The organism is Halolamina salifodinae, assembly GCF_017874235.1.
Taxonomy (GTDB): Archaea; Halobacteriota; Halobacteria; order Halobacteriales; family Haloferacaceae; genus Halolamina; species Halolamina salifodinae.
Genome location: NZ_JAGGLC010000001.1, coordinates 493,233 through 513,558, shown reverse-complemented (window position 1 = coordinate 513,558; position 20,326 = coordinate 493,233). Strand labels below are relative to the sequence as shown.

Sequence of the window (20,326 nt, the reverse complement as noted above, 5' to 3'; positions counted from 1 at the left end):
GGAAAAGGAGTGCGTTCGCGTTTGACTGCGTGGGAATGTTAGCCAAGCCGGTATACGGCGTCCCCTGCCGCAACGAAGGCCCCGCTGTCGGTCGGACAGACCGCGGAGACATTTCCAGGAACGTCGATGGTTTGAGCGTCGCCCGAGCCCGGTCGCCAGACGCCGACGCCAGACCGCGTCCGGAACAGCACAGTGTCCCCGACCGCACCAACCCAGTACGACTGCCCCACTTCGGTCGCATGCTGTTCTTTCCCCGATTCGGCTCCAAGAACGCTCAGTACCTCGTCGTTATCCGGGGTGACGTAGACGTGGTCGCCGTCGGTGGCCACTGGCGACTGCACACCTTCTGCGTCGCCGATCACGTCGTCTTCCCACTCCGTCGATCCGTCGCCGCGAGAGAGCGCTCGCACCATCCCCCCGGCGTCGCCGACGAGAACGGTGCTGTCGGTGACCGTCGGCGGAGCCTTGATCGGGGTAAAAGTGCGTTGCCACACAGCTTCCCGTGTTTCTGGATCGACAGCAGTGACCCGGCCGCTCTCGTTCCCGCGGTCGGTCACGAACAGCCGGTCATCGCTGACAGCGACTCCAGTCGGGGATCCCTCGGTTTCGAACGTCCAACGACGTTCGCCGGTGCGTGCGTTCAAGCCAACGACTGCCTGCTCCGTCGCGGCGCCGACGACCAGCTCCTCGCCCAGCGGTACCGGGCGGAGGTCCGGCGAGGAGATTCCAGTTACCCACCGCGTCGATCCGTCTGCCAAGGAGAGACAGCGCACGTGAGCCGGCGTCCGAACGTAGAGGCTTTCATTGGCGACCGTCGGCGATGGGTAAAGCCCCTCGCCCTCGCCGGCGTCGAAGCGCCACCGCTCGCTCCTATCGTTGAGGTCCCAAACGAGCAGTTTCGTCCCACCGAACGTGGCCGCGAGGATGCCGTCGCCGGTTGTGATCGACTCAACGCCGCCGGGGTAACTGTTGATGGTGAACAGTTCGGCCGGTTCTGTGGGATCGGTGGGAAACGATCCATCGACGTAGCCGCTGTTGGCTGGGTCGGCGCCTGCCATCGGCCAGTTCCCGTCGCCGACAGCCGAACGAAGGCCCGGTGTCGGTTCGGGATCGCGGGAGCCACACCCGGAAATAAGGACAGGTATTCCACACGCCGCACTCAATAATAGCTCCCTACGAAACATTGGTATAGTTAGAGTGGACAGGTGTTGAAATCCATATTTGCTTCACATGATATATTACTCCCGAACGTACTGCCATTGAACAGTGTTCTATTAGAAATTTCCCCAGCGCTTGCAGCGGTGCAGTTGTCAATTTGATCTAAATAGACAACACTTCCACAGGTGACATCTAGGGTTGTATCATACGCACTGGTTGAGCCGCTGGAACAGTCGAAATTCCAAACAGCGTCACCATCATTTCCATTCTGATCAGAACGTTCCGTCCGTGTCACGTCCGGTTGCGTGTAGGACCAGCTAATCGCTGTTCCCACAGATGTATCGGTACCTGCACTCGCGCTGACTTCTGCTCCGATTGTTTGTTCACCCACCTTTCTACCGCTTGGTGATGAGTCATATATACTATCGTTCTTGACATCCATGAACCCTTCTGACCAGTCTTGTCGGAATGTCGTATCTGAAACACGTTTTCGACCAAGGTTCTCATATGGAGTAGATCGGTAGTTGAATGAGGCTCCCCACTGATCCCAACTATCGCTACCGTCTGCGCTCTTATCGAAGCGTGCATGTTGTCCAGTTATACTCACTTGTCCGTTATCTCCCTCGGTGAAAGCTTCTGTATTTGAGTATGTGTTCCACCCATTATCAAATGTAGGCTCATTGCCTGACGAACTTTGGAGACTAACACTGCCCTCCGTTGAGGTGGTATAGTCCTGGACTGTCTCTGAACTATCCATCCGAGTAAACGCTTCTTCCGCGTTCTCTTTGACCTTCGCGCTATTATCACCGTCTTCTCCCGGCTTGCCGTATCCGATTGTAACTATAGGAACACCATCTCGCCCGATCTTCATGACAAAGGCCCCTACGTATTTTTCCTCTTGCCCGAATTTGGGAGACCCGTACAGCATAAGATCCCCCTTATTGATCTCTGGAACTCGTTTGATTAATTGCTTCACTCACTTGTTTACCACCTTCTCGGAAACAGGGCTGTTTAGCGTGCCTGTGAGTTTGATGGTCCGACTCAGTTTCTTAGCTGAAACAGTCTTTGGAAGGAACGATAGCGACGTAGCTGCAATTCCGCTCTTCAAAATGTTCCTACGACCAATACTATTATTTTCTAATGGGTCTTCTCCCATGACAGCTATGTCAGATACCTATTTTATATTTTTCGGTTTGGATCTAAATATAGTATTTGTGCGGCAGATATATCATTTATCTAGTTGCTGATCCCTATAATACCTCTCTATACGCATCCAGCGTCTCCTCCACGTCCGCCTCGGTGTGGCCGTAGGAGACGAACTGCGACTCGAACTGGTTCTGGGAGAGGAACACGCCCTGTTCCTTCATCGCCGGCCAGAAGCGGCGGCGCCAGCGGTCGGTCTCGGCGGCGGCCACGTCGGCGCCGGTCTTCGGACAGTAGTCGAAGCGCGCACAGGACTCGTTCTGCTGGCAGCCACCGGAACAGGTGTCCGCGACGTTCTCCGGGCCGTTCCGGGTGAAGATCAGCTTGAACAGCGAGTCCGTGCCGGCGACGGTGTACTCCGGCGCGCGCTCCCGAACGATCTCGGTCAGCCCCTCGCGGAGCTTCTCGCCCAGACTGTTGACGTGCTCGTACACGTCGTTCTCGGCGGCGAAGCGCAGCGTTTCGAGTCCAGCGGCCATCGTCACGGGGTGCCCCGAGAAGGTGCCGGCTTGGAACACGTCGCCGGAGGGCGTGAACTGGCTGATGATCTCGCTTTTGCCGCCGATAGCGCCGACGGGGAAGCCGCCGCCGATGATCTTCCCGAACGTGGTCACGTCGGGCTCGATACCGAACTTCGACTGGGCACAGCCGAGGCCGCCCACGCGGAAGCCGGTGATGACCTCGTCCCAGATGAGCAGCGAGCCGTAGTCGTCACAGAGGTCCCGCAGGGTCTCGTGGTAGCCGTCGACGGGGTGGACGATCCCCTTGTTCGCCAGAATCGGTTCGACGAGGACCGCGGCGATGTCGTCGCCGTGCTCCTCGAACGCCTCGGTCGCGGCCTCGGGGTCGTTGAACGGCACCGGGATGGTGTGCTCGGCGAACTCGGTCGGAATCCCTTGCGTGGAGGGGCCGCGCTCGTCGATGTCGCCCTCGACCAGCGTGGAGTCGTTGGCGCCGTGGTAGGAGCCCTGCATCACGACGATCTTGTTCCGGCCCGTGTAGCCGCGGGCGAGACGCGTCGCGGAGACGGTCGCCTCGGTGCCGGAGTTGACAAAGCGGATCATCTCCACGCTCGGGACGTGGCGGGCGACGAACTCGGCGTGTTCGACCTCGATTTCGGTCGGCATCCCGTACATCGGGCCCGCGCTGGCCTGACGCTGGATCTCGGACTGCACCTGCTCGGGCAGGTCGTGACCCAGCAGCAGGGGGCCGAGGCCCATCACCCAGTCGACGTAGCGGTTGCCGTCGGCATCGATCAGGTGGCCGGCCTCCCCGCGCTCAGCGAACGGCGGGTACGGCTCGATGGCTGCCCGGACGGAGGAGTTCACGCCGCCGGGCATCACCGACAGCGCACGGTCGTAGAGGTCGCCCGATCGTTCGTGGTTCATAGTCCGGGAGTCGGTCCGGGGAGCGAAAGAAGCTAACGGGTTCGGCAGCCCGGGCGGGGTTCGCACCGGTCAGGCCGGCGGCAGCCGCAGCGTCACCACGGTGCCGCCCTCCTCGGGGACGCCGAAGTCGAGGCGGCCGTCGACGGCGTCGACGACGGCCTGCGCGACCCAGAGGCCGAGGCCGGAGCCGTGGGTGAGTTGGGTGATCTCGCTCTCGCCGGTGACGACCTGATACTCCTCCTCCGGGATGCCGGGGCCGTTGTCCCGGACCTCGACGGCGACCCAGTCGTCCTCGCGGGCGGCATCTACCTCTACCTCGGAATCGTCGGCGCCGTGGACGACGCCGTTCTCGACCAGTTCCTCCAGCGCGTCCGGGAGCGCCGGGTCGGTCTGTGCCGTCAGCCCCTCGGGCACGTCGATGGAGAACTCGGCTTCGGGGTGTTTGTCGGCGACCGACTGGACGGCGCGCTCGGCGTCCGAGCGGACGGCTCGTTCTTCGAGGCCGCCGCCGCGCCGGTCGTAGACTCCCATCACGGTGTCGGCCTCCTCGGCGAGATCGCCGACGATCTCGACGTGACGCTGGAGCGTCTCGGCGGAGTCGGCGACGCCCTGATCCTCGGCGGTTTCGACGATCTGTTCGGCGTGGCCCAGCATCACCGTCGCCTCGTTGCGGAGGTTGTGCCGGAGCACGCGGTTCAGCACCGACAGCTTCCGGCGTTCGGCCGCCAACTCCTCGGCCCGAACACGCCGGGCGTCGTAGACGCCGATGATGACGTGGGCGGCCGCGCCGATGGCCAGCAGGTTCGCGATGGTGAACGCGCGGTCGACGGGGTTCGCACCGGCGCTGGTCTGGTAGGCGAACAGCCCCAGCATCACCAGTCCCAGCACGACCAACCCCAGGACGTTCCAGATCGCGATCCGGATCGCGTTCCGGTCGCTGAAGTTGCTGCGGTAGAGGCTGTAGCCCGCCGCTATCAGCCCGGTCGAGACGACGGTGCCGAGCAGCGAGAGCACCGTCCCCACCGGGTCGTTCGGCGGCGTCAGCAGGATGGTGATGTTCGGCACCAGCAGCACCACGCCCGTCACCACGACCACCGCGCTCGCGAGCAGTCTGGGCACCCCCCGATCAGGCTCCCTATCTGCTTCCACCTCGGGATTGAACCCGATCTCGCGCAGGATCGTCTCGACGATCCCGCCCGTTCCAGCGTTCGAAGCCATTGTTGTCTCTACGGTCATCCAGCCAGTCAATCAAGCTATCGGCGGCGTCACAACGAACGGGCTAAGGCCCTCCCGGCGCCAGTTCCGGCCATGACCGAGTACTTCGAGGTTCACGGGCGCGACGGCGCCGCCCGCCTCGGCGAACTCCGCCTCGACGACCCCGTTTCGACGCCGGCGCTCGTCGACAGCGTGGAGCAGAGCTCCACTGGCGGCCGGACGCAGTCCGGCAACGAGGTGATCGAGGACGCCGGCTCCCTGTGGGCCCGTGAGCGCGAACTCCCCGAGGGCGCCGACGACCGCCTCACGATCCTCCCCCATCGCGCGTTCCCGCCGGGCACTCGCGACCCGGTTCGGGAGTCGTTCCGCGTCGAGCATCCCGAGATCGACGCCCCGACCGCCGCAGTCATCTCCAGCGAGGAGGCCCGCGATGTCGGTGCGGACGCCTACCTCCTCTCTGACGCCAACGGTTTCGTCGGCCACGCGTCGGCGTTCAAAGACGCCATCGTCCGGACCCACGAGGCCATCCCCGCCGACACCGCGCTCTACCTCTCGGGGGTCGCGACGCCGCGGAACGTCGCCACGCTCGTCTACGCCGGCGTCGACCTCGTCGACGCGAAGAAGGCAAAGATCCGCGGGGCGGAAGGGTTCTACCTCACCAGCGAGGGCGAGCGCTTCCTCGAGGACCTCCGCGAGCTACCCTGCTCCTGTTCGGCCTGCCAGCAGCCGATCGAGGCGTTCGACCGCCGGGACTGCGCCGAGCACAACGCCAACGCGCTCCGGACCGAACTCCGGGTCGTGCGCGAGCGCATCCGCGAGGGGCGCCTGCGTGACTACGTCGAGGGGCAGGCCCGCCACGACCAGTGGCTCACCGCGGCGTTCCGGGAGTTCGACCAGCAGTACCAGTACGTCGAAGAGCGCGCGCCGGTCGTCCGGGACAGCGAACTCGCGGCCGCCAGCGGCGACAGCATCCGCCGGCCGGAGATCCAGCGCTTCGCCGAGCGCGTGACCAACCGCTACGAGACGGAGTTCGACGGCCCGCTGGTGCTCGTCCCCTGTTCGGCGAAGAAGCCCTACAGCGAGTCCCAGAGCCACCGGCAGTTCCACGACGCGATCCAGTGGCGCGGGCATCTGGCGTCGATGACCTCGCCCATCGGCGTCGTGCCCCAGGAACTCGAACTCACCTACCCGGCCCAGCAGTACGACACCGTCGTCACCGGCCGCTGGACCGCCGACGAGCAGGAGTTCGTCGCCGAAGTCCTGCGGCGCTACCTCGAACGCAACGACTACGACCGCGTCGTCGCCCACGTCCCGCCGGGCGGCTACACGCAGATCTGCGAGACGGTCGAACCCGCGGTCGATGCCGAGTTCGAGTACACTGTCGTGGACCACCCGACGACCGACGAGTCCCTCGCAGCACTCTCTGAAGCGCTTTCGGGCGTCGAGGCCTACCAGAAGCGAACCCGCGAACACCGCATCGTCCGGGCGATGGCCGACTATCAGATCGGCGAGGGCGCCGGCGAGGCGCTGTTCCCCAGCGACGAGATTCAGACCACCAGTCGCTACCCCAAGCTACAGGTCCGGGACACCGACGGCGAGCAGTTGGCGACGATGGTCCCCCAGTACGGCGTGCTCTCCTTCACGACCGCGGGCGCCCGGAAGTGGGCCGAGAGCGACGCCCCCTCGAAAACCGTCGAAATCGACGGGTTCGTCCCGAAGGGGAGCGTGCTCGCCCCAGGTATCGTCGACGCCGACGAGGAGATCCGGACCGGCGACGACGTGATCGTCTCCGGCCCGAAGGCGTTCGGCGTCGGCCGGGCGGCGATGTTCGGCGAAGAGATGCAGGACTCGACGCGGGGCATCGCCGTCGAGATGCGCCACGTCGACGAGACGTAACACTTCTCGTCAGCAAACCAGACGCAGTCTGGTGACGTCGACGAGATCTGACGAAGAGCCGACGGTAGTTTTTTCAGGAATCCTGACCCGTTTTCGGGTATGGTCCCGCTCAAATCGTGGCCCGGAATCGGGCTCGTCCTCGTCGTGACGTTCGGGCTCTCCGCCCTCACGGCCGTCCTCTCGCTCGGTGCCCTCCCCGCCGTAATCGCTATCGCCGGCTGGCTCATCGTTGCCCCGGCGCTGGCGATCCTCACGTACTACGACGACAGCGACGCCGACACCGAGGAGGAGGCTGGCGACCCGGTATCGACGCTGCGACAGCGATACGCGCAGGGCGAACTCAGCGAGTCGGAGTTCGAACGGCGGCTGGATCGGCTCCTGGAGACCGAAGAAGCTGAGCAACCGTCGGATCGCGACCGAGAGCGAACCGTCCTCAAGGAGCGGTAACGGCGCCGCAGTTTCCGGAACGGTGAGCCGGCCGCCGAAACGGCGAAGGGCCCGGGGCGAGAGTCACGAACGATGGCACGCATCGAGACGGCCGGCCGCCTGCATTTCGGCTTCGGGAACCTCTCGCTGGCCCACGACCGCCTCTACGGCGCGCTCGGGGTCGCACTCGACCAGCCGACGCTTTCCGTGGAGGCGACGGCCGCCGACGGGGTACGCTGCGACGACGACGCGGCCGCCGAGTACGCGGAACTGGCGTGTGACCTGCTCGGCGTCGCGGGCGCCGACCTCACGGTCAAGAGCGCGCTCCCGCGACACGCCGGCCTCGGCAGCGGCACGCAGTTGGCGCTCTCGGTGCTGGCGGCGGTCGCCGAGGCCCACGACCGCGCGCCGGCCGTCCGCGAGCGCGCTCCCGCACTCGGCCGCGGCGGGCGCTCGGGCGTCGGCGTCGCCACGTTCGAGCAGGGCGGGTTCGTACTGGACGCCGGCCACCCCGCCGCGCTGTTCACCGCCGACGCACCACGGGTCGGCGAGTGGGACGTGCCCGAAGTCGCCGCGCACCACCCGATCCCGCGGGACTGGCGGTTCCTCCTCGTGGTTCCGGACGTGCCGTCGGGCCGGAGCGGCGCCGACGAGGACGCGTCGATGCGGCAGGCCGTAACCGAAGCGGATCCCGAACTCGCGGACCGCATCGCCGGTGTCGTCGTCCGGCAGGTACTACCCGCCGTGGCCGCCGGCGACGCAACTCGGTTCGGCGACGCAGTGAGTGAGGTCGGTCGGCTCAACGGCGCGTGGTACGCCGACCAGCAGGGCGGCACCTATCGCCCGCCGGTCGGCGCCATCGTCGATTCGCTCTCGGGCGCGCCAGCCGTCTACGGCGCCGGCCAGTCGTCGTGGGGACCGACGGTGTACGGTGTTACCGACGCCGACCACGCTGAGGCGGCCCGGGAGGCCGGACGGGAAGCGCTGGCGGCCGCGGGCGTCGACGGCGAGGTGCTCGTCGCCGGCGGCCGGAATCACGGCGCGTCGTTCGAGCCCTGACACGGGAACCCTTTATGCCGTCGGCAGCCCCTCGAAGGAGCATGGAGCGGCTACCGCTTGGCGTCGCGCGCATCGACAGGATCCTGCAGGGCGGGGCGCCGCCGGGGAGCACGCTGCTGGCCGCCGGCGAGTCCGGGGCGGGCGGGCGCGAGTTCGCCCACACCGCGGCGGTGATGAACGCACTCTCGGCGGCGGACCCGGAGCTGTTCGACCTCTACTACGGCGACCTCCACGAGCGATCGGTGGTGCCCCCGGAGGTCCACTACCTCTCTTTCACTGCCGACGGCGGCGAGATCGCCCGGGAGATGGGGTACACCATGGACGAGGAGATCGTCGACGCCGCGACCGACAGCATCCAGTTCCGCGACCTCTCGCCGGAGTTCTTCCAACTCTCGCCGATCCCGCGGGAGTGGTACGTGGGCGAGCCCCAGACTATCGAGGACCTCGGGAAGGATACCGGCACTGACGACGTGCTCGGGGCGCTGGGGGACTACCTCAACGAGAACGCGGCGGGGAACCTCGTGATCATCGACTCCATCTCCGATCTGGTCGGCGCCGTTGGCGACGACGTGGAGTGGAGCGACATCACGACGCTGCTGCGCGGGCTGACGAAAGCCTCCCACAACTGGGACGGGCTGATCATCATGATCGTCAACCGCGACACGCTCACCCGGACGGAGTTCGGCCAACTGATGGACGCCGCCGAGGGCACCTTCGAGTTCTCGTGGGAGTCCGGCGGCTCGCAGCGCGCCCGCTCCATGGTCGTCCGGCAGTTCCGCGGCGTGCTCTCACAACTAGAGGCCGAGAACATCGTCCAGTTCGAAACCGAGATCCACGAGGGCGGCTTCGACGTGAGCGACGTGCGGAAGATCCGCTAAAGGGCGTCAGTACCGCTCGAACCCCTCGGTGTCGAGGTAGTTGTGCGCCACCGTGATGGTGTGGTCGGCGTGGAGCAGTTTCGGGCCGACGCGTACCCGCCGATCGGCCTTCTCGTCCAGCAGGGCTTCTTCGGCGCCGGCGAAGTCGTGGTGATCCGAGAGCACGAACAGTGGGTCCGCCGGCGGCTCAGCGTCCGGAAGCGGGTCGCCGTCCTCGTGAAGTTGGACCACCGTCGCGTCCCGAGAAACGCGCTCGAACGTGTCCGCAAAGCCCATCCGGTAGAGCGAGACGCCGGGGCTCGTTTCGACTGGCTGGTGGCCGATGGCCTCGCGTTTCTCCTCTAGCGCGCCACGGATCAGCGCGGCTGTCGAGCGCTCGTCGGGGTTCAGGCGGCGGAGGTGCGCGCCGTCGAAGCTGACGGTGTACTCGTCGCCGAGCACGAGGTGGACTTTCACGTCCTCGCGCAGGTCGTGCGAGAGGAAGAAGGCGGAGTTGACACAGCGACACAGCACGTCGAGGCGGCCAGCGCCGCCGGCGATATCGTCGAGCGAGAAGGACGGCTCGGTCGGCACGTCGTGGCCGACGACGAGGAACTGGCGCATAGCGTCCCCAGTTTCGCCACCGGGGAACAGGTTTCGGTAAGTCGGCTCGCGTCGTCAGTCGGGTGGTTTCAGCACGACCTTCCGCTCTTACGTGATTCGGTGGGTAGGGACCCTGTTCGGGACCGATGGAACGCCGTCTCGATCATCGATCCCGTCCAGTTCAACAACAGACACTGACACGAACATGCGACTCCCTTCTCGAACTGATTTAACTGAGCCGTGCTACGTGTCTTTAAGGCTGTTTCGAAGGATTTAATGATTTTCCATTAGGATATCATGTGGAATGGCTCGAAATAGCGACTATAACCGGCGGCGTTTCCTGAAAGCAACCGGTGCTGCCGCGTTGACCACGAGCATTGCGGGATGTGGGGGTGGCGAGGGGACCGATACCGAGACGGACACCTCGACCACCGAGACAGAGGAGTTCGAAGGGCACGACTCGTACCCGTACTCGCCGGGCGAGACCGACGTCGCCAGCGCGAAGCAGGTGATGGAGGAGGCTGGCTACGGCCCGGACAACGTGTACGAGCTCGACTGGCTCCAGTACACGAGCCCGGCCTGGAAGGAGATGGCTAACACCATCCGTTCCCGGCTCGAGTCCGCCCACATCGAGATGAGCATCGCCGAGGCGGACTTCGGTGGGCTGCTCGAAAAAACCGAGAAGGGCGATATGGACGCGTACACGCTCGGCTGGATCGCCGACTACCCCGCGCCCCAGAACTTCCTCCAGCTCATCGACCCCGAGAACACGGTGTACGACGCGGAGGGGTCGACGCCGAACGGCGCACGCCTCTTCTGGTCCGAGGACGCCAAGGGTAGCCCCGCGGTTCGGAAGTTCATGACCGAGCAGTTCGACCGGATCCAGAACAACCCCGAGCAGTCCGACGAGGCGCAGGCGACCCGTGACGACGCCACCGCCAAGATGGAGGAGGGGCTCTGGGAGTCGGCCGCGCTGATCCCGGTCTACCACCAGGTCTCGCAGTCGTTCTGGTACGACCGCCTCGACTACAACCCGCCCGGCGGGATGGGCGGCTCCCGGGCGAAGGAGAACATCTCGGTCGGCGGCCTCGAGGGGAAGGACCGTCTCGACAAGATCTCGGCCACGTTCAGTGCCCTCGACCCGATCGCCTCGGGCAACACCGCGTCGGGCCGGAAGATCATGAACATGTTCGACGCGCCGATGAACTACCACAACGGGACCACCGAGGTCCGGAACCTGCTGGTCGAGGACTACTCCATCAGCGACGACCTGACCGAGTACGAGTTCACGCTCAAGCAGGGGATCCAGTTCCACGGCGACTACGGCGAGGTCACGGCCGACGACATGGTCTACTCGCTCCGCCGCCTCGTCGAGTCCCCGAACTCCACGAACACCTACTTCCCGAACTCGGTGCTCAACATCGTCCGCGAGACCGACGACGACGGCAACGTCGTCCCCGGGTCGACCGGCGTCGAGAAGACCGGCGAGTACAGCTTCAAGGTCTCGCTCGAGGACACGTTCCCGTTCGCGCTGTCGGTGCTCGCCTACTCGGCGTTCTCCGTCGTTCCGGAAGGCATCGTCGGCGACATCGAGGGCTACGACGGCGACATGAGCTGGGAGGAGTTCTCCACCTCGAACCCCGTCGGCTCGGGCCCCTTCGAGTTCGCCAACTGGGAGTCGGGCAACGGTGGGGAGTTCTCCGCGGACGCGTTCGCGGACTACCACGGTCAGGCGCCCGCCATCGACGGCATCGACGCCGCCATCATCACCGACACCACGGCGCAGTACAACTACTTCCTGAACGAGAACGCCGACCTCGCAGCCATCCCGACCTCGAAGTACGACCCGAGCAAGGTCAGCATCGATCGGACCGAGGACGGCATCGACCGAGGGACCTACGGGCCGCTCCAGAACGACAAGACGGTCAACATGGCCCAGACGCCGACGATCAACAGCTACTACGTCGCGTTCAACCTCGAGAACGTGCCCAAGCCGGTTCGTGAGGCGATGGCGTACGTCATCAACCGCGACCAGTTCGTCGAGAGCGTCTTCAAGGGGCGTGGCGCTTCGGCGTACCACCTCACGCCGACCCAGGTCTACCCGGGTGGCGCCGACGCGTACCAGAGCCACTGGCAGGGCGAGTAGGCTGCGCTCGTGCAGCCGACTTTCGATATGCTGAAACCGGTCGTGGACTTTTTCGTAGCACGAACAGCCGACTAGAAACGGTTATGAAACGGATTCCATCTCCAATATGAGTCGTTACAGTACCGATACCGACGTCCTGAGTATCACGACCTGCCCCTCCACTGCCGGTCGAACGAACTCGCCGTCGCCCGACACAGCCTCTCGGCCGAACACGGTGGTGAGTCGTCGATGAACCGGCTTACGTATCTCGCGAAACGACTCGCGCTGGGGGTTCCGGTCGTCCTCTTTGGCCTCACGATGTCGTTTCTCATCATGTACCGTGGCCCCATCGACCCCGTGATGACCATCCTGGGTCGGGACGCCACGGCGAGTGACATCCGACAGCTTCGCATCGCGCTCGGCTACATCCGTCCCAACGGGACACAGGTCCCGATCTGGGAGCAGTACGCCACCGTGATGTACGACCTGTTTACCCTCCAGTTCGGTCAGTCGTGGATCATCCAGCGGGGCGTCCCGGTCACCGAAGTCATCGGCAACCGCATGCCGGCAACGCTCTGGCTGGGCTGGTGGTCGGTCGTCATCGCGCTGCTGTTCGGTATCCCGATCGGTCTCTTCGCCGGTCTCAAGGCCAACAGCTGGAGCGACTACCTCGCCTCCGGCGGCGGCATCATCTGGCGTGCGATGCCGAACTTCTGGCTCGCGGTGATGCTCGCGGGGAGTCTCTCCGCGGGCGGTGCGCTCGGATGGTATCGCGGTTTGGGGAGCGATTACGGTCTCAAAACCGACGTGATCGGGACCCCGGACGAAGTGGGGAACCTGTTCACCGTCGTCGACCTGTTCCAGGGTGTTCCGGTGCTCGAACTACTGTTCCTTCCGATACCGAACGTGGGGAACGTACTTATCGCGTTCAAGTGGATCCTCCCGGCGGCGCTCGTCCTCGGGTCGGCGTCGATGGGGAACGAGATCCGAATCGGCCGGACCGCCGTCCTGGAGAGTATCAACTCGAAATACGTCGAGACGGCCAAAGCCAAGGGGCTCTCCAGTCGACGCATCATCGTCAAGCACGTCGGTCGGAACGCGGTCGTCCCGCTGCTCCCGGTCATTATGGGGGAGTTCTACCTGCTGATCGGCGGGAGCGTGCTCGTCGAGAAGGTGTTCAGCATCAACGGCCTCGGGAACCTCTTTTTCAGAGCCGTTCTCGGGCCGGACATCCCCGTCGTGATGGGACTCGTCTTCATCTTCGTGGTCATCCAAGTACTGATGAACATACTACAGGACCTGCTCTACACCATGGTTGACCCGCGCATCACCCTCGAGGACGCGGGGAGGTAACGATGGAGGAACCAACCTCTCGCTTCGACGAGGACAGCACGCTCCGCTCACGGCTCGAAGCCGACCCCGAACCGGCGCTCCGGTGGGCGGCGGTGATGGCCGCGCTGGCGCTGGTCCAGATCGGCTCGCTGCTCGGCGGCCTGCTGTCGATACTCGATGCGGCCGTCGTCGGCGTCACCGCTATCTTCGACGTGCTGTTCGGCCTCGTCGGCCTCACGGGTGCCTCCGCTGCGGTCGTCGACGTGCAGTCGGCGCTCTCCGGCGCGGTCACGACCGCCCGCGACGCCGCCGAAGGGCTCCCGACGCTGCTCAGCCGGGAGACCATCCCCAATCAGGGGCATCTCGCGAGCGCGGACGGGCCCTGGGTCGACACGTTCCTAGGACTGGAGCCGGCGCTGGCGTGGGCGGTTCGGGTGCTGCTCATCGTCGGCTACTCCCTGTTTACGTTCTACTGGCTGTTCCGTGGATGGCTCGTCTTCCGGGCGCACTACCGCCAGGCCGACTGGACCCCGACCGACGACATGATCGACCGACTCCGTGATCACCGCTGGGGCCAGTTCGGGATCTTCGTGCTCGCGCTGTTCCTGATCATGGCGCTGTTCGGCCCGGCGCTCGGCCCGACCACCGTCTCACAGAACATCGTCTCGCCGTACAGCCACGAGGTGACGTACTTCAACGCGGACGCCGGCGCCGTCGAAACCGTCGCCGCCGGCGACGCCAACTTCAACTCGAAGTCGAAGGGCGCGGGCGACCAGAACGTCGGCCCGATGACCTACGACAACTTCAACCGGTTCCACCCGTTCGGCACGCTCCCCAACGGGCGGGACCTGTTCACCTTCATGATGGGCGGGGCCCGCATCACGCTCATCGTCGCGGGGCTCGCAATCGGTCTGAGCGCGCTCATCGCGGGTGGGCTGGCGATGGTGTCGGCGTTCTACGGCGGCAACATCGACCTGACGCTGCTGACGACCGCAGACGGTATCGTCTCCGTCCCGCGACTGTTGCTGCTGATCATGATTAGCGCCATCTTCGCCAACCACTGGCTCGCGGGGGTGTTGGACGGCGGGTTCCTGTTGGCGCTCATCTTCGCCTTCACTGGCTGGCCGTTCCTCTGGCGCGCGGTACGTGGCCCGGCACTCCAAGTCGCCCAGGAGGAGTGGGTCGACGCCGCCGAGAGCTTCGGTCAGCCGCCGCGGACGATCATGCGAAAACACATGTTCCCGTATATCACCGGCTATCTGCTCGTGTACGCCTCGATGTCGACCGGCGGTATCATCGTCGGTCTCGCAGCGCTCTCGTTCCTCGGGAACGGGTTGGGTATCACGCCGCCGACCCCCGCGTGGGGCCGGGCGGTCTCGTTGGGTCAGAGCTACGTCTCGGGCCCATCGTGGCATATCTCGTTCATCCCGGGGGCGATGATCGTGGTCCTCGTCACGGGGCTCAACGCCCTCGGCGACGGGATCCGTGACGCCATCGACCCCGAGAGCGCCGGTGGCGACGACGACGAAGCGGCCGCAGGGGGTGGTGCCTGATGTCCGAGCCAGTGCTCTCGGTCAGCAACCTCCGGACGGTGTTCCACACCGACCGCGAGACCATCCGTGCCGTCGACGGCGTCAGCTTCGACGTCGGCCGCGGCGAAACCGTCGGCATCGTCGGCGAGTCCGGGTCGGGCAAATCCGTCACCGCCCGCTCGATCATGGGGCTGGTCGAAAGTCCCGGGGAGATCCTCCCTGGCTCCTCGATCCGGTTCAACGGCCAGGAGCTAACCGAGTTCGACGACGCGCAGTACCGCGAGATCCGGGGCAGCGGGATCGGGATGGTGTTCCAGGATCCCCAGAAGTCGCTCAACCCCGTCTACACCGTCGGCAACCAGATCATCGAGGCGCTCGAGGAGAACCAGGACCTCACCGGCGAGGAGGCCCGCGAGGAGGCGATCGACCTGCTCGAAGCGGTCGCCATCCCCGACGCGCCCCGCCGACTCGACGAGTACCCACACGAGTTCTCGGGCGGGATGCGCCAGCGCGCGATGATCGCGATGATGCTGGCGTGTGATCCGGAGTTCCTCATCTGCGACGAGCCGACGACAGCGCTCGACGTGACCATCGAGGCCCAGATCCTCGAACTGCTCCAGGAGCTCCAGGAGGAGCGAGGTCTCTCGATCCTGTTCATCACTCACGACATGGGCGTCATCGCCGAAATCGCCGACCGCGTCAACGTGATGTACGCCGGCGAGATCGTCGAGACCGCGCCGGTCGAGGAGCTGTTTGCGAGTCCCACCCACCCCTACACCGAGGGGCTGCTCGACGCGATTCCGGGCAGGCAGGACGGGAGCGAACAGCTTCGAACCATCGAGGGGGACGTGCCGACGGCGAACGAGGCGGCGTCGCACTGCCGGTTCGCGCCGCGGTGTGAGCACGCGTTCGACGCCTGTGAGCAGGCCCACCCCCAACACGTCGAGGTCGGCCCGGAGCACACTGCGGCCTGTCTGCTCTACCCCGGGGAGAAGTCGCGGTCGGAGCGAGTCGAACACCATCGAGCGCAGGCGGAGACGGGAGGTGACCACGAATGAGCCAGGCGACACAGCGTCACGACGACACCGACGAGGAGACGCTCATCGAGGTGCGGAACCTCGAGAAGTACTACGGCGACGACGGGATGTTCTCGCCGCCGCCGGTGAAAGCCGTCGACGGCGTCGACCTCGATATCAAACGCGGCGAGACGTTCGGTCTGGTCGGCGAGTCCGGATCTGGCAAGAGTACGCTGGGCCGGACGCTCCTCAGACTCGAACAGGCGACGTCGGGAACCGTCTCCTTCGACGGCACCGACATCACGACGCTCGAGGGATCGGACCTGAAACGGTGGCGGCGCAACGCCCAGATCGTGTTTCAGGACCCCGAGTCCAGCCTCAACGACCGGATGACCGTGGGCGAAATCGTCCGCGAACCGCTCGACGCCCACGATAAGGGGACCGAACGCGAGCGCCGCAAGCGGGTGATGGACCTGCTCTCGCGGGTCGGCCTGCGTGAGGAGCACTACTACCGCTACCCCCACCAGTTCTCCGGCGGCCAGCGCCAGCGGGTCGGTATCGCCCGCGCGCTCGCCCTGGAGCCGGAGTTCGTCGTTCTCGACGAACCGGTCTCGGCGCTGGACGTGAGCGTCCAGGCGAAGATCATCACGCTGCTCGAGGACCTCCAGGAGGAGTTCGATCTCACGTACCTGTTCATCGCCCACGACCTAAGCGTCGTCCGGCATATCTGTGACCGGGTCGCGGTGATGTACCTCGGGAAGATCATGGAGGTCGGCGAGACCGAGGAACTGTACGAGGACCCGGTCAACCCCTACACGAAGTCGCTGCTGTCGGCGATCCCCAGACCCGACCCGACCGACGAGAGCGAGCGAACCACGCTCCCCGGCACGCCGCCGAGTCCGCGCGACCCGCCCCAGGGCTGTCAGTTCTCGACGCGCTGTCCGGCGAAGATCCGTCCCGAGGGGTTCGAGGAGGTCTCCGAGGAGACGTGGGACGCAATCGAGCGGTTCCGCGAGATCGTCCGGGAGCGGACCCGCGTCGAACTGGGCACGGTCGACCGCGTGAAGCGTCGCGCCGGCCTGTTCTCGAAGTACGACGACATCGACGAGGCCGTCAAGGACCTGTTCGACGGCGTCGAGCGCCCGCCGGTCGTCGACGACCACCTCACGTACGCGGTCGAGCAGGTGAAAGCCGGCCACCCACAGGACGCCCGCGAGCGCCTCCACGAGGCGTTCGGCAGCGTCTGTGATCGGGAGCGTCCGGCCCACCACCAGGTCGGCGACCGCGGCCGGGAGAGCTACTGTCACCGCCACCGCGAGGAGTACGACGACGTCGAGTCCGCAATCAGGCGGTGAGCCGACGTATCCTCCGTCTCGTGGAGGCCGCCCTCTGGGTCGCCGGGGCGACGGCGCTGACCGTCGTCTTCTCTGCGGTCCCGTCGCTGCTGTTCGGCGACGGCCTGCCCACGCTGAAGTACGTGCTGTTCGTCGTCGGCCTGCTGCTGTTCGGGCTCGGGAGCTTCGCCATCCAGCCCCCCCGCCCCGGCCGTGACGAGCAGCGTGTGACCGTCCAGAGCGACGAACCCGCCGACGTCGAGGTGGCGCTCCAGCAGGTTCCCCCGCTCCGGGGGCGACTGCTCCCCTACGAGGACCGCGTGAGCCGCGACTGGAAGCTGTTTCTCACGGGCGTCGCGACGCTGGCGGTCTCGCTCGCGATGGAGGTTTTCCTCGGCGTCGGTCCCTGAGCCCCAACACGTGGCGTTTATCTCCGCTGCGCCCGGGATGGAGATATGGTCGAACCCGATCCGGAGGCGGGCGTGCCCGACGAGGTTGAGCGTATCGCCGAGTCGCCCGACAGCATCCGCGAGGCGTGGAACGAGACCATCGCGGACACCCGCGCGATGGCGGCCGACCGCGAGGAGGCCGGCTACGAGACGATGGTGCTGGTCTCCCAGGACACCTCGCCCGTCGCGCCGGACGCCGGCGACGGCGACGAGTGGGGACTGACGCATCTGGTCGATGGCGACACGGCAGAGGAGTTCACCGAGGCCCGCGAGCGCCTCGACTTCGACGAGACGGCCGTCTATCAGGCCGCCGCGGCCGACTCCGTTTTCCTGGTCACGGAGTGTCTCGACCACGACGCGGAGTTCGTGCTGTTGATCGCCGGCGCGTTCCGTCGACGCGAAGCCGTCGATCTGGTCCGTGCGGCGCTCGACCGCGAGAAGATGTACAGCCACGTCCGCCTGCTCGACGGCACCATCGTCGGCTCCATCGAACACGACGACGCGTCGGCGTTCTTCCCCAACCCCGGCGAGTATCTGATCCAGGGCGGCGAGCGAACGAGTCCGGACGACGCCTCCTAACTCCCCCTTTTCGACTCAGTACCCCTGCGCGTTCCCGTCCTTCCGCGGTTCGGTCGCGCCCGAGAGCGTGCCGTCCTGATTCCGGACGATCTGGGCGCCGCCGAACAGCCCGGGGTAGAGCACGCGCACGTCGTGGCCCTTCCGGGTGAGTTTCGTCAGCAGTTCGTCGTCGTCGTCCATCCGCTCCTCGACGGCCAGCGTGCCGTCCTCCCGGTAGCGCCAGCGCGGCAGGTCCAGTGCGGCCTGCAGCGGCAGGTCGTAGTCGACGATGTTCGAGATGACCTGCAGGTGACCCTGTGGCTGCATGAAGCCGCCCATCACGCCGAAGGCCGCCCAGTCCTCGGTTTCCGGGTCGTCGGCCGCGAAGTCGGCGATGGCCGGGACGAGTGTGTGGAACGGGCGCTTGCCCGGCTCGATGCGGTTCGGGTGGTCCTCGTCGAGCGAGAAGGAGGCGCCGCGGTTCTGGAGCGCGATGCCCGTGTCGCCGGCGACGAGGCCGGAGCCGAAGCCGGCGAAGCGGGAGTTGATGAACGAGACGACGTTCCCCTCGCCGTCGGCGACACAGAGCAGCACCGTGTCGGCGTCCTCGGCGTTGCTCCCCTCGACGCCGAAGCTCACGTCGTGGTTCGCGGTGTCGCCGATGAGTTCGGCGCGCTCTTCGGCCCACTCCTGGGAGGCCAGCGGCGGGTGCTCCTCGTACTCGGGGTCGGTGATGTAGTGGTGGCCGTCCTCGAAGGCGACCTTCATCGCCTCCGCGAAGTAGTGGACGCGCTCGGGCGAGTCGAGGTCGTACTCGCCGGCACCGATCTCCTCGGCGACGTTGAGCGCCTCCAGCGCGATCAGGCCCTGGTTGTTCGGCGGCAGTTCGTACACCTCGGCGCCGTTGTACGTCGTCGACACCGGATCGAGCAGTTCCGGCTCGAACGCGGCCAGATCGTCGGTGGTGAGGAACCCACCCTTCGACTGGACCTCCGCGGCGATCTGCTCGCCGATCTCGCCCTCGTAGAGCGCGTCGGCGCCCTCGTCGGCGATGGTCTGGAGCGACTGGCCGAGTCGCGGGAGCGTGACCTGCTGGCCCGTGCTTGGCGCCTCGCCGTCGAAGAGGAACGCCTCGCGGGCGTGCTCGTCGTCGAATAGCTCCTCGGCGTGCTGCCACTGCGCGGAGACGACCTCCGAGACGGGGTATCCCTCGGTCGCGTAGCGAATCGCCGGCTGGAGCAGTTCGCCGAGGTCCTTCCGGCCGAACTCCTCGGCGGTCAGCTCCCAGCCCCGGGCGGTCCCGGGAACAGTGACGGCCTGTGCGCCGGTCTGGGGCATCTCGGCCTCCTCGGGGTCGATGTCCTCGTCGGCGTCTTCGGCGACCTGCTCGCGGACGTTTTCGAGCGTCGCCTCGGCGGGCGCGCCGCCACAGGAGCGCATCGCGCCCACGTCGCCGTCGGCGGTCTTGTACAGCGCGAACACGTCGCCACCCAGTCCCGTGGAGGTGGGTTCGACGACGTTCAGCGCCGCCGCGGTGGCGACGGCGGCGTCGAAGGCGTTCCCGCCGTCCTGCAGGACGGAGATGCCCGCCTGCGAGGCGAGCGGTTGGCTGGTGGCGACGACGCCGTCGGCGCCGTAGACGGTCGAGCGGCGGGAAGTGAATCGGTCGAGGTCCGGTTCGGACATGGCTCCCGGTTGGGGGAGGCGACACAAAAAAGGGACAGGACCGGGCGGGCTCTGCCGGGGATGGATGGGATTCGGCGTGTTTGGGTAGTGTGGTCGCTTCGGCGACTGCGACAGCAACAGCATCCCTATCGTTGACACCTGATAGACCGCGAGGCGCCGGGCACGAGGCCCGGTCACCAGAAATCGGAGATTTCTGATTGGCAGACGAGAATCGGAGATTCTCGTCAACGTCGCAGGAAGGCGCCGCCTTCCTGCTGGCAAACGGGAGCTTCGCTCCCGTTAACGTCGCCGGACTACGTCCGGCTGGCGAACGGGAGATTTGCTCCCGTTAACGGCGCAGCGCCGAGTCCCCACCCCTCGCGGGTCGCTGACGCTCCCCGCTCGGTCTTCAGTGGCCTCCCTCCGGTCGGCCACGCACCCTCCCCCCGCGTTGACGAGAGCCGTAGGCTCTCGTTCGCCAACCAGAACGCGTCGCGTTCTGGTGACGTC

General features: G+C 66.0%; 17 protein-coding genes. 11 read left to right on the top strand and 6 right to left on the bottom strand.

Annotation, left to right across the window (positions count from 1 at the left end; genetic code table 11):
• Nucleotides 1-38: 38 nt before the first annotated feature.
• The 4 genes from J2753_RS02715 to J2753_RS02700 all read right to left on the bottom strand — a co-directional run bounded on the left by J2753_RS02715 (nt 39) and on the right by J2753_RS02700 (nt 4,967).
• Nucleotides 39-1,058 carry a PQQ-binding-like beta-propeller repeat protein gene (locus J2753_RS02715; protein ID WP_209490222.1) on the bottom strand — a complete coding sequence of 340 codons (1,020 nt, stop codon included), beginning with the start codon at nt 1,056-1,058 and terminating at the stop codon, nt 39-41.
• Nucleotides 1,059-1,192: 134 nt separating this feature from the next.
• Entirely contained in the window at nt 1,193-2,134 is a 942-nt protein-coding gene (locus tag J2753_RS02710; RefSeq protein ID WP_209490220.1) for a hypothetical protein, read from the bottom strand.
• 274 nt (nt 2,135-2,408) lie between these two features.
• Nucleotides 2,409-3,749 carry a glutamate-1-semialdehyde 2,1-aminomutase gene (gene hemL, locus J2753_RS02705; protein WP_209490218.1) on the bottom strand — a complete coding sequence of 447 codons (1,341 nt, stop codon included), beginning with the start codon at nt 3,747-3,749 and terminating at the stop codon, nt 2,409-2,411.
• A gap of 69 nt (nt 3,750-3,818) precedes the next feature.
• Complete coding sequence (locus tag J2753_RS02700; protein WP_209490216.1) at nt 3,819-4,967, bottom strand: sensor histidine kinase; 1,149 nt, start codon at nt 4,965-4,967, stop codon at nt 3,819-3,821.
• A 90-nt stretch (nt 4,968-5,057) separates the two neighbouring features.
• Between J2753_RS02700 and arcS the strand changes: the two genes are divergently transcribed.
• The 4 genes from arcS (at nt 5,058) to J2753_RS02680 (ending at nt 9,223) form a co-directional block, all read left to right on the top strand.
• Nucleotides 5,058-6,860, top strand: a complete 1,803-nt coding sequence (arcS, locus tag J2753_RS02695; protein ID WP_209490214.1) for an archaeosine synthase subunit alpha — start codon at nt 5,058-5,060, stop codon at nt 6,858-6,860.
• Between the two features lie 99 nt (nt 6,861-6,959).
• Nucleotides 6,960-7,307 carry an SHOCT domain-containing protein gene (locus J2753_RS02690; protein ID WP_209490212.1) on the top strand — a complete coding sequence of 116 codons (348 nt, stop codon included), beginning with the start codon at nt 6,960-6,962 and terminating at the stop codon, nt 7,305-7,307.
• A gap of 72 nt (nt 7,308-7,379) precedes the next feature.
• The gene (locus tag J2753_RS02685) at nt 7,380-8,345 is read left to right on the top strand and encodes a beta-ribofuranosylaminobenzene 5'-phosphate synthase family protein (RefSeq protein ID WP_209490210.1); all 966 of its coding nucleotides are present in this window, start codon (nt 7,380-7,382) and stop codon (nt 8,343-8,345) included.
• Between the two features lie 41 nt (nt 8,346-8,386).
• Nucleotides 8,387-9,223, top strand: coding sequence for an RAD55 family ATPase (locus tag J2753_RS02680; RefSeq protein ID WP_209490208.1), 837 nt, complete (start codon nt 8,387-8,389; stop codon nt 9,221-9,223).
• 6 nt (nt 9,224-9,229) lie between these two features.
• Here J2753_RS02680 and trmY read toward each other — a convergent pair whose 3' ends face one another.
• A complete protein-coding gene (gene trmY / locus J2753_RS02675; protein WP_209490206.1) occupies nt 9,230-9,826 on the bottom strand; it encodes a tRNA (pseudouridine(54)-N(1))-methyltransferase TrmY in 597 nt (198 codons plus the stop codon).
• A gap of 283 nt (nt 9,827-10,109) precedes the next feature.
• Here trmY and J2753_RS02670 point away from each other — a divergent pair, with 283 nt between their 5' ends.
• The 7 genes from J2753_RS02670 to J2753_RS02640 all read left to right on the top strand — a co-directional run bounded on the left by J2753_RS02670 (nt 10,110) and on the right by J2753_RS02640 (nt 18,172).
• Complete coding sequence (locus tag J2753_RS02670) at nt 10,110-11,951, top strand: ABC transporter substrate-binding protein (protein WP_209490204.1); 1,842 nt, start codon at nt 10,110-10,112, stop codon at nt 11,949-11,951.
• Nucleotides 11,952-12,179: 228 nt separating this feature from the next.
• Complete coding sequence (locus J2753_RS02665; RefSeq protein WP_209490202.1) at nt 12,180-13,283, top strand: ABC transporter permease; 1,104 nt, start codon at nt 12,180-12,182, stop codon at nt 13,281-13,283.
• Between the two features lie 2 nt (nt 13,284-13,285).
• Nucleotides 13,286-14,815 (top strand): ABC transporter permease, encoded by a 1,530-nt coding sequence (locus J2753_RS02660; protein WP_209490200.1) that lies wholly within the window; start codon nt 13,286-13,288, stop codon nt 14,813-14,815.
• Entirely contained in the window at nt 14,815-15,852 is a 1,038-nt protein-coding gene (locus tag J2753_RS02655) for an ABC transporter ATP-binding protein (RefSeq protein ID WP_209490199.1), read from the top strand. The genes J2753_RS02660 and J2753_RS02655 overlap by 1 nt, the downstream gene beginning before the upstream one ends.
• Nucleotides 15,849-17,165, top strand: a complete 1,317-nt coding sequence (locus J2753_RS02650) for an ABC transporter ATP-binding protein (RefSeq protein ID WP_209490197.1) — start codon at nt 15,849-15,851, stop codon at nt 17,163-17,165. The genes J2753_RS02655 and J2753_RS02650 overlap by 4 nt, the downstream gene beginning before the upstream one ends.
• The gene (locus J2753_RS02645) at nt 17,162-17,554 is read left to right on the top strand and encodes a DUF7555 family protein (RefSeq protein WP_209490194.1); all 393 of its coding nucleotides are present in this window, start codon (nt 17,162-17,164) and stop codon (nt 17,552-17,554) included. Before J2753_RS02650 ends, J2753_RS02645 begins: the two co-directional genes overlap by 4 nt.
• A 45-nt stretch (nt 17,555-17,599) precedes the next feature.
• Complete coding sequence (locus J2753_RS02640; protein WP_209490192.1) at nt 17,600-18,172, top strand: DUF7529 family protein; 573 nt, start codon at nt 17,600-17,602, stop codon at nt 18,170-18,172.
• A 15-nt stretch (nt 18,173-18,187) separates the two neighbouring features.
• Here J2753_RS02640 and ggt read toward each other — a convergent pair whose 3' ends face one another.
• Nucleotides 18,188-19,837, bottom strand: coding sequence for a gamma-glutamyltransferase (ggt, locus tag J2753_RS02635; protein ID WP_209490190.1), 1,650 nt, complete (start codon nt 19,835-19,837; stop codon nt 18,188-18,190).
• Nucleotides 19,838-20,326 lie beyond the last annotated feature (489 nt).

What these genes read in the sequence shown, in the direction of transcription:
- ggt (WP_209490190.1), bottom strand. Translation starts at nt 19,837, where the DNA reads ATGTCCGAACCGGACCTCGACCGATTCACTTCCCGCCGCTCGACCGTC.
- J2753_RS02650 (WP_209490197.1), top strand. Translation starts at nt 15,849, where the DNA reads ATGAGCCAGGCGACACAGCGTCACGACGACACCGACGAGGAGACGCTC.
- trmY (WP_209490206.1), bottom strand. Translation starts at nt 9,826, where the DNA reads ATGCGCCAGTTCCTCGTCGTCGGCCACGACGTGCCGACCGAGCCGTCC.
- hemL (WP_209490218.1), bottom strand. Translation starts at nt 3,749, where the DNA reads ATGAACCACGAACGATCGGGCGACCTCTACGACCGTGCGCTGTCGGTG.
- J2753_RS02700 (WP_209490216.1), bottom strand. Translation starts at nt 4,967, where the DNA reads ATGGCTTCGAACGCTGGAACGGGCGGGATCGTCGAGACGATCCTGCGC.
- J2753_RS02640 (WP_209490192.1), top strand. Translation starts at nt 17,600, where the DNA reads ATGGTCGAACCCGATCCGGAGGCGGGCGTGCCCGACGAGGTTGAGCGT.
- J2753_RS02685 (WP_209490210.1), top strand. Translation starts at nt 7,380, where the DNA reads ATGGCACGCATCGAGACGGCCGGCCGCCTGCATTTCGGCTTCGGGAAC.
- J2753_RS02665 (WP_209490202.1), top strand. Translation starts at nt 12,180, where the DNA reads ATGAACCGGCTTACGTATCTCGCGAAACGACTCGCGCTGGGGGTTCCG.
- J2753_RS02680 (WP_209490208.1), top strand. Translation starts at nt 8,387, where the DNA reads ATGGAGCGGCTACCGCTTGGCGTCGCGCGCATCGACAGGATCCTGCAG.
- arcS (WP_209490214.1), top strand. Translation starts at nt 5,058, where the DNA reads ATGACCGAGTACTTCGAGGTTCACGGGCGCGACGGCGCCGCCCGCCTC.
- J2753_RS02690 (WP_209490212.1), top strand. Translation starts at nt 6,960, where the DNA reads ATGGTCCCGCTCAAATCGTGGCCCGGAATCGGGCTCGTCCTCGTCGTG.
- J2753_RS02655 (WP_209490199.1), top strand. Translation starts at nt 14,815, where the DNA reads ATGTCCGAGCCAGTGCTCTCGGTCAGCAACCTCCGGACGGTGTTCCAC.
- J2753_RS02670 (WP_209490204.1), top strand. Translation starts at nt 10,110, where the DNA reads ATGGCTCGAAATAGCGACTATAACCGGCGGCGTTTCCTGAAAGCAACC.
- J2753_RS02715 (WP_209490222.1), bottom strand. Translation starts at nt 1,058, where the DNA reads ATGGCAGGCGCCGACCCAGCCAACAGCGGCTACGTCGATGGATCGTTT.
- J2753_RS02660 (WP_209490200.1), top strand. Translation starts at nt 13,286, where the DNA reads ATGGAGGAACCAACCTCTCGCTTCGACGAGGACAGCACGCTCCGCTCA.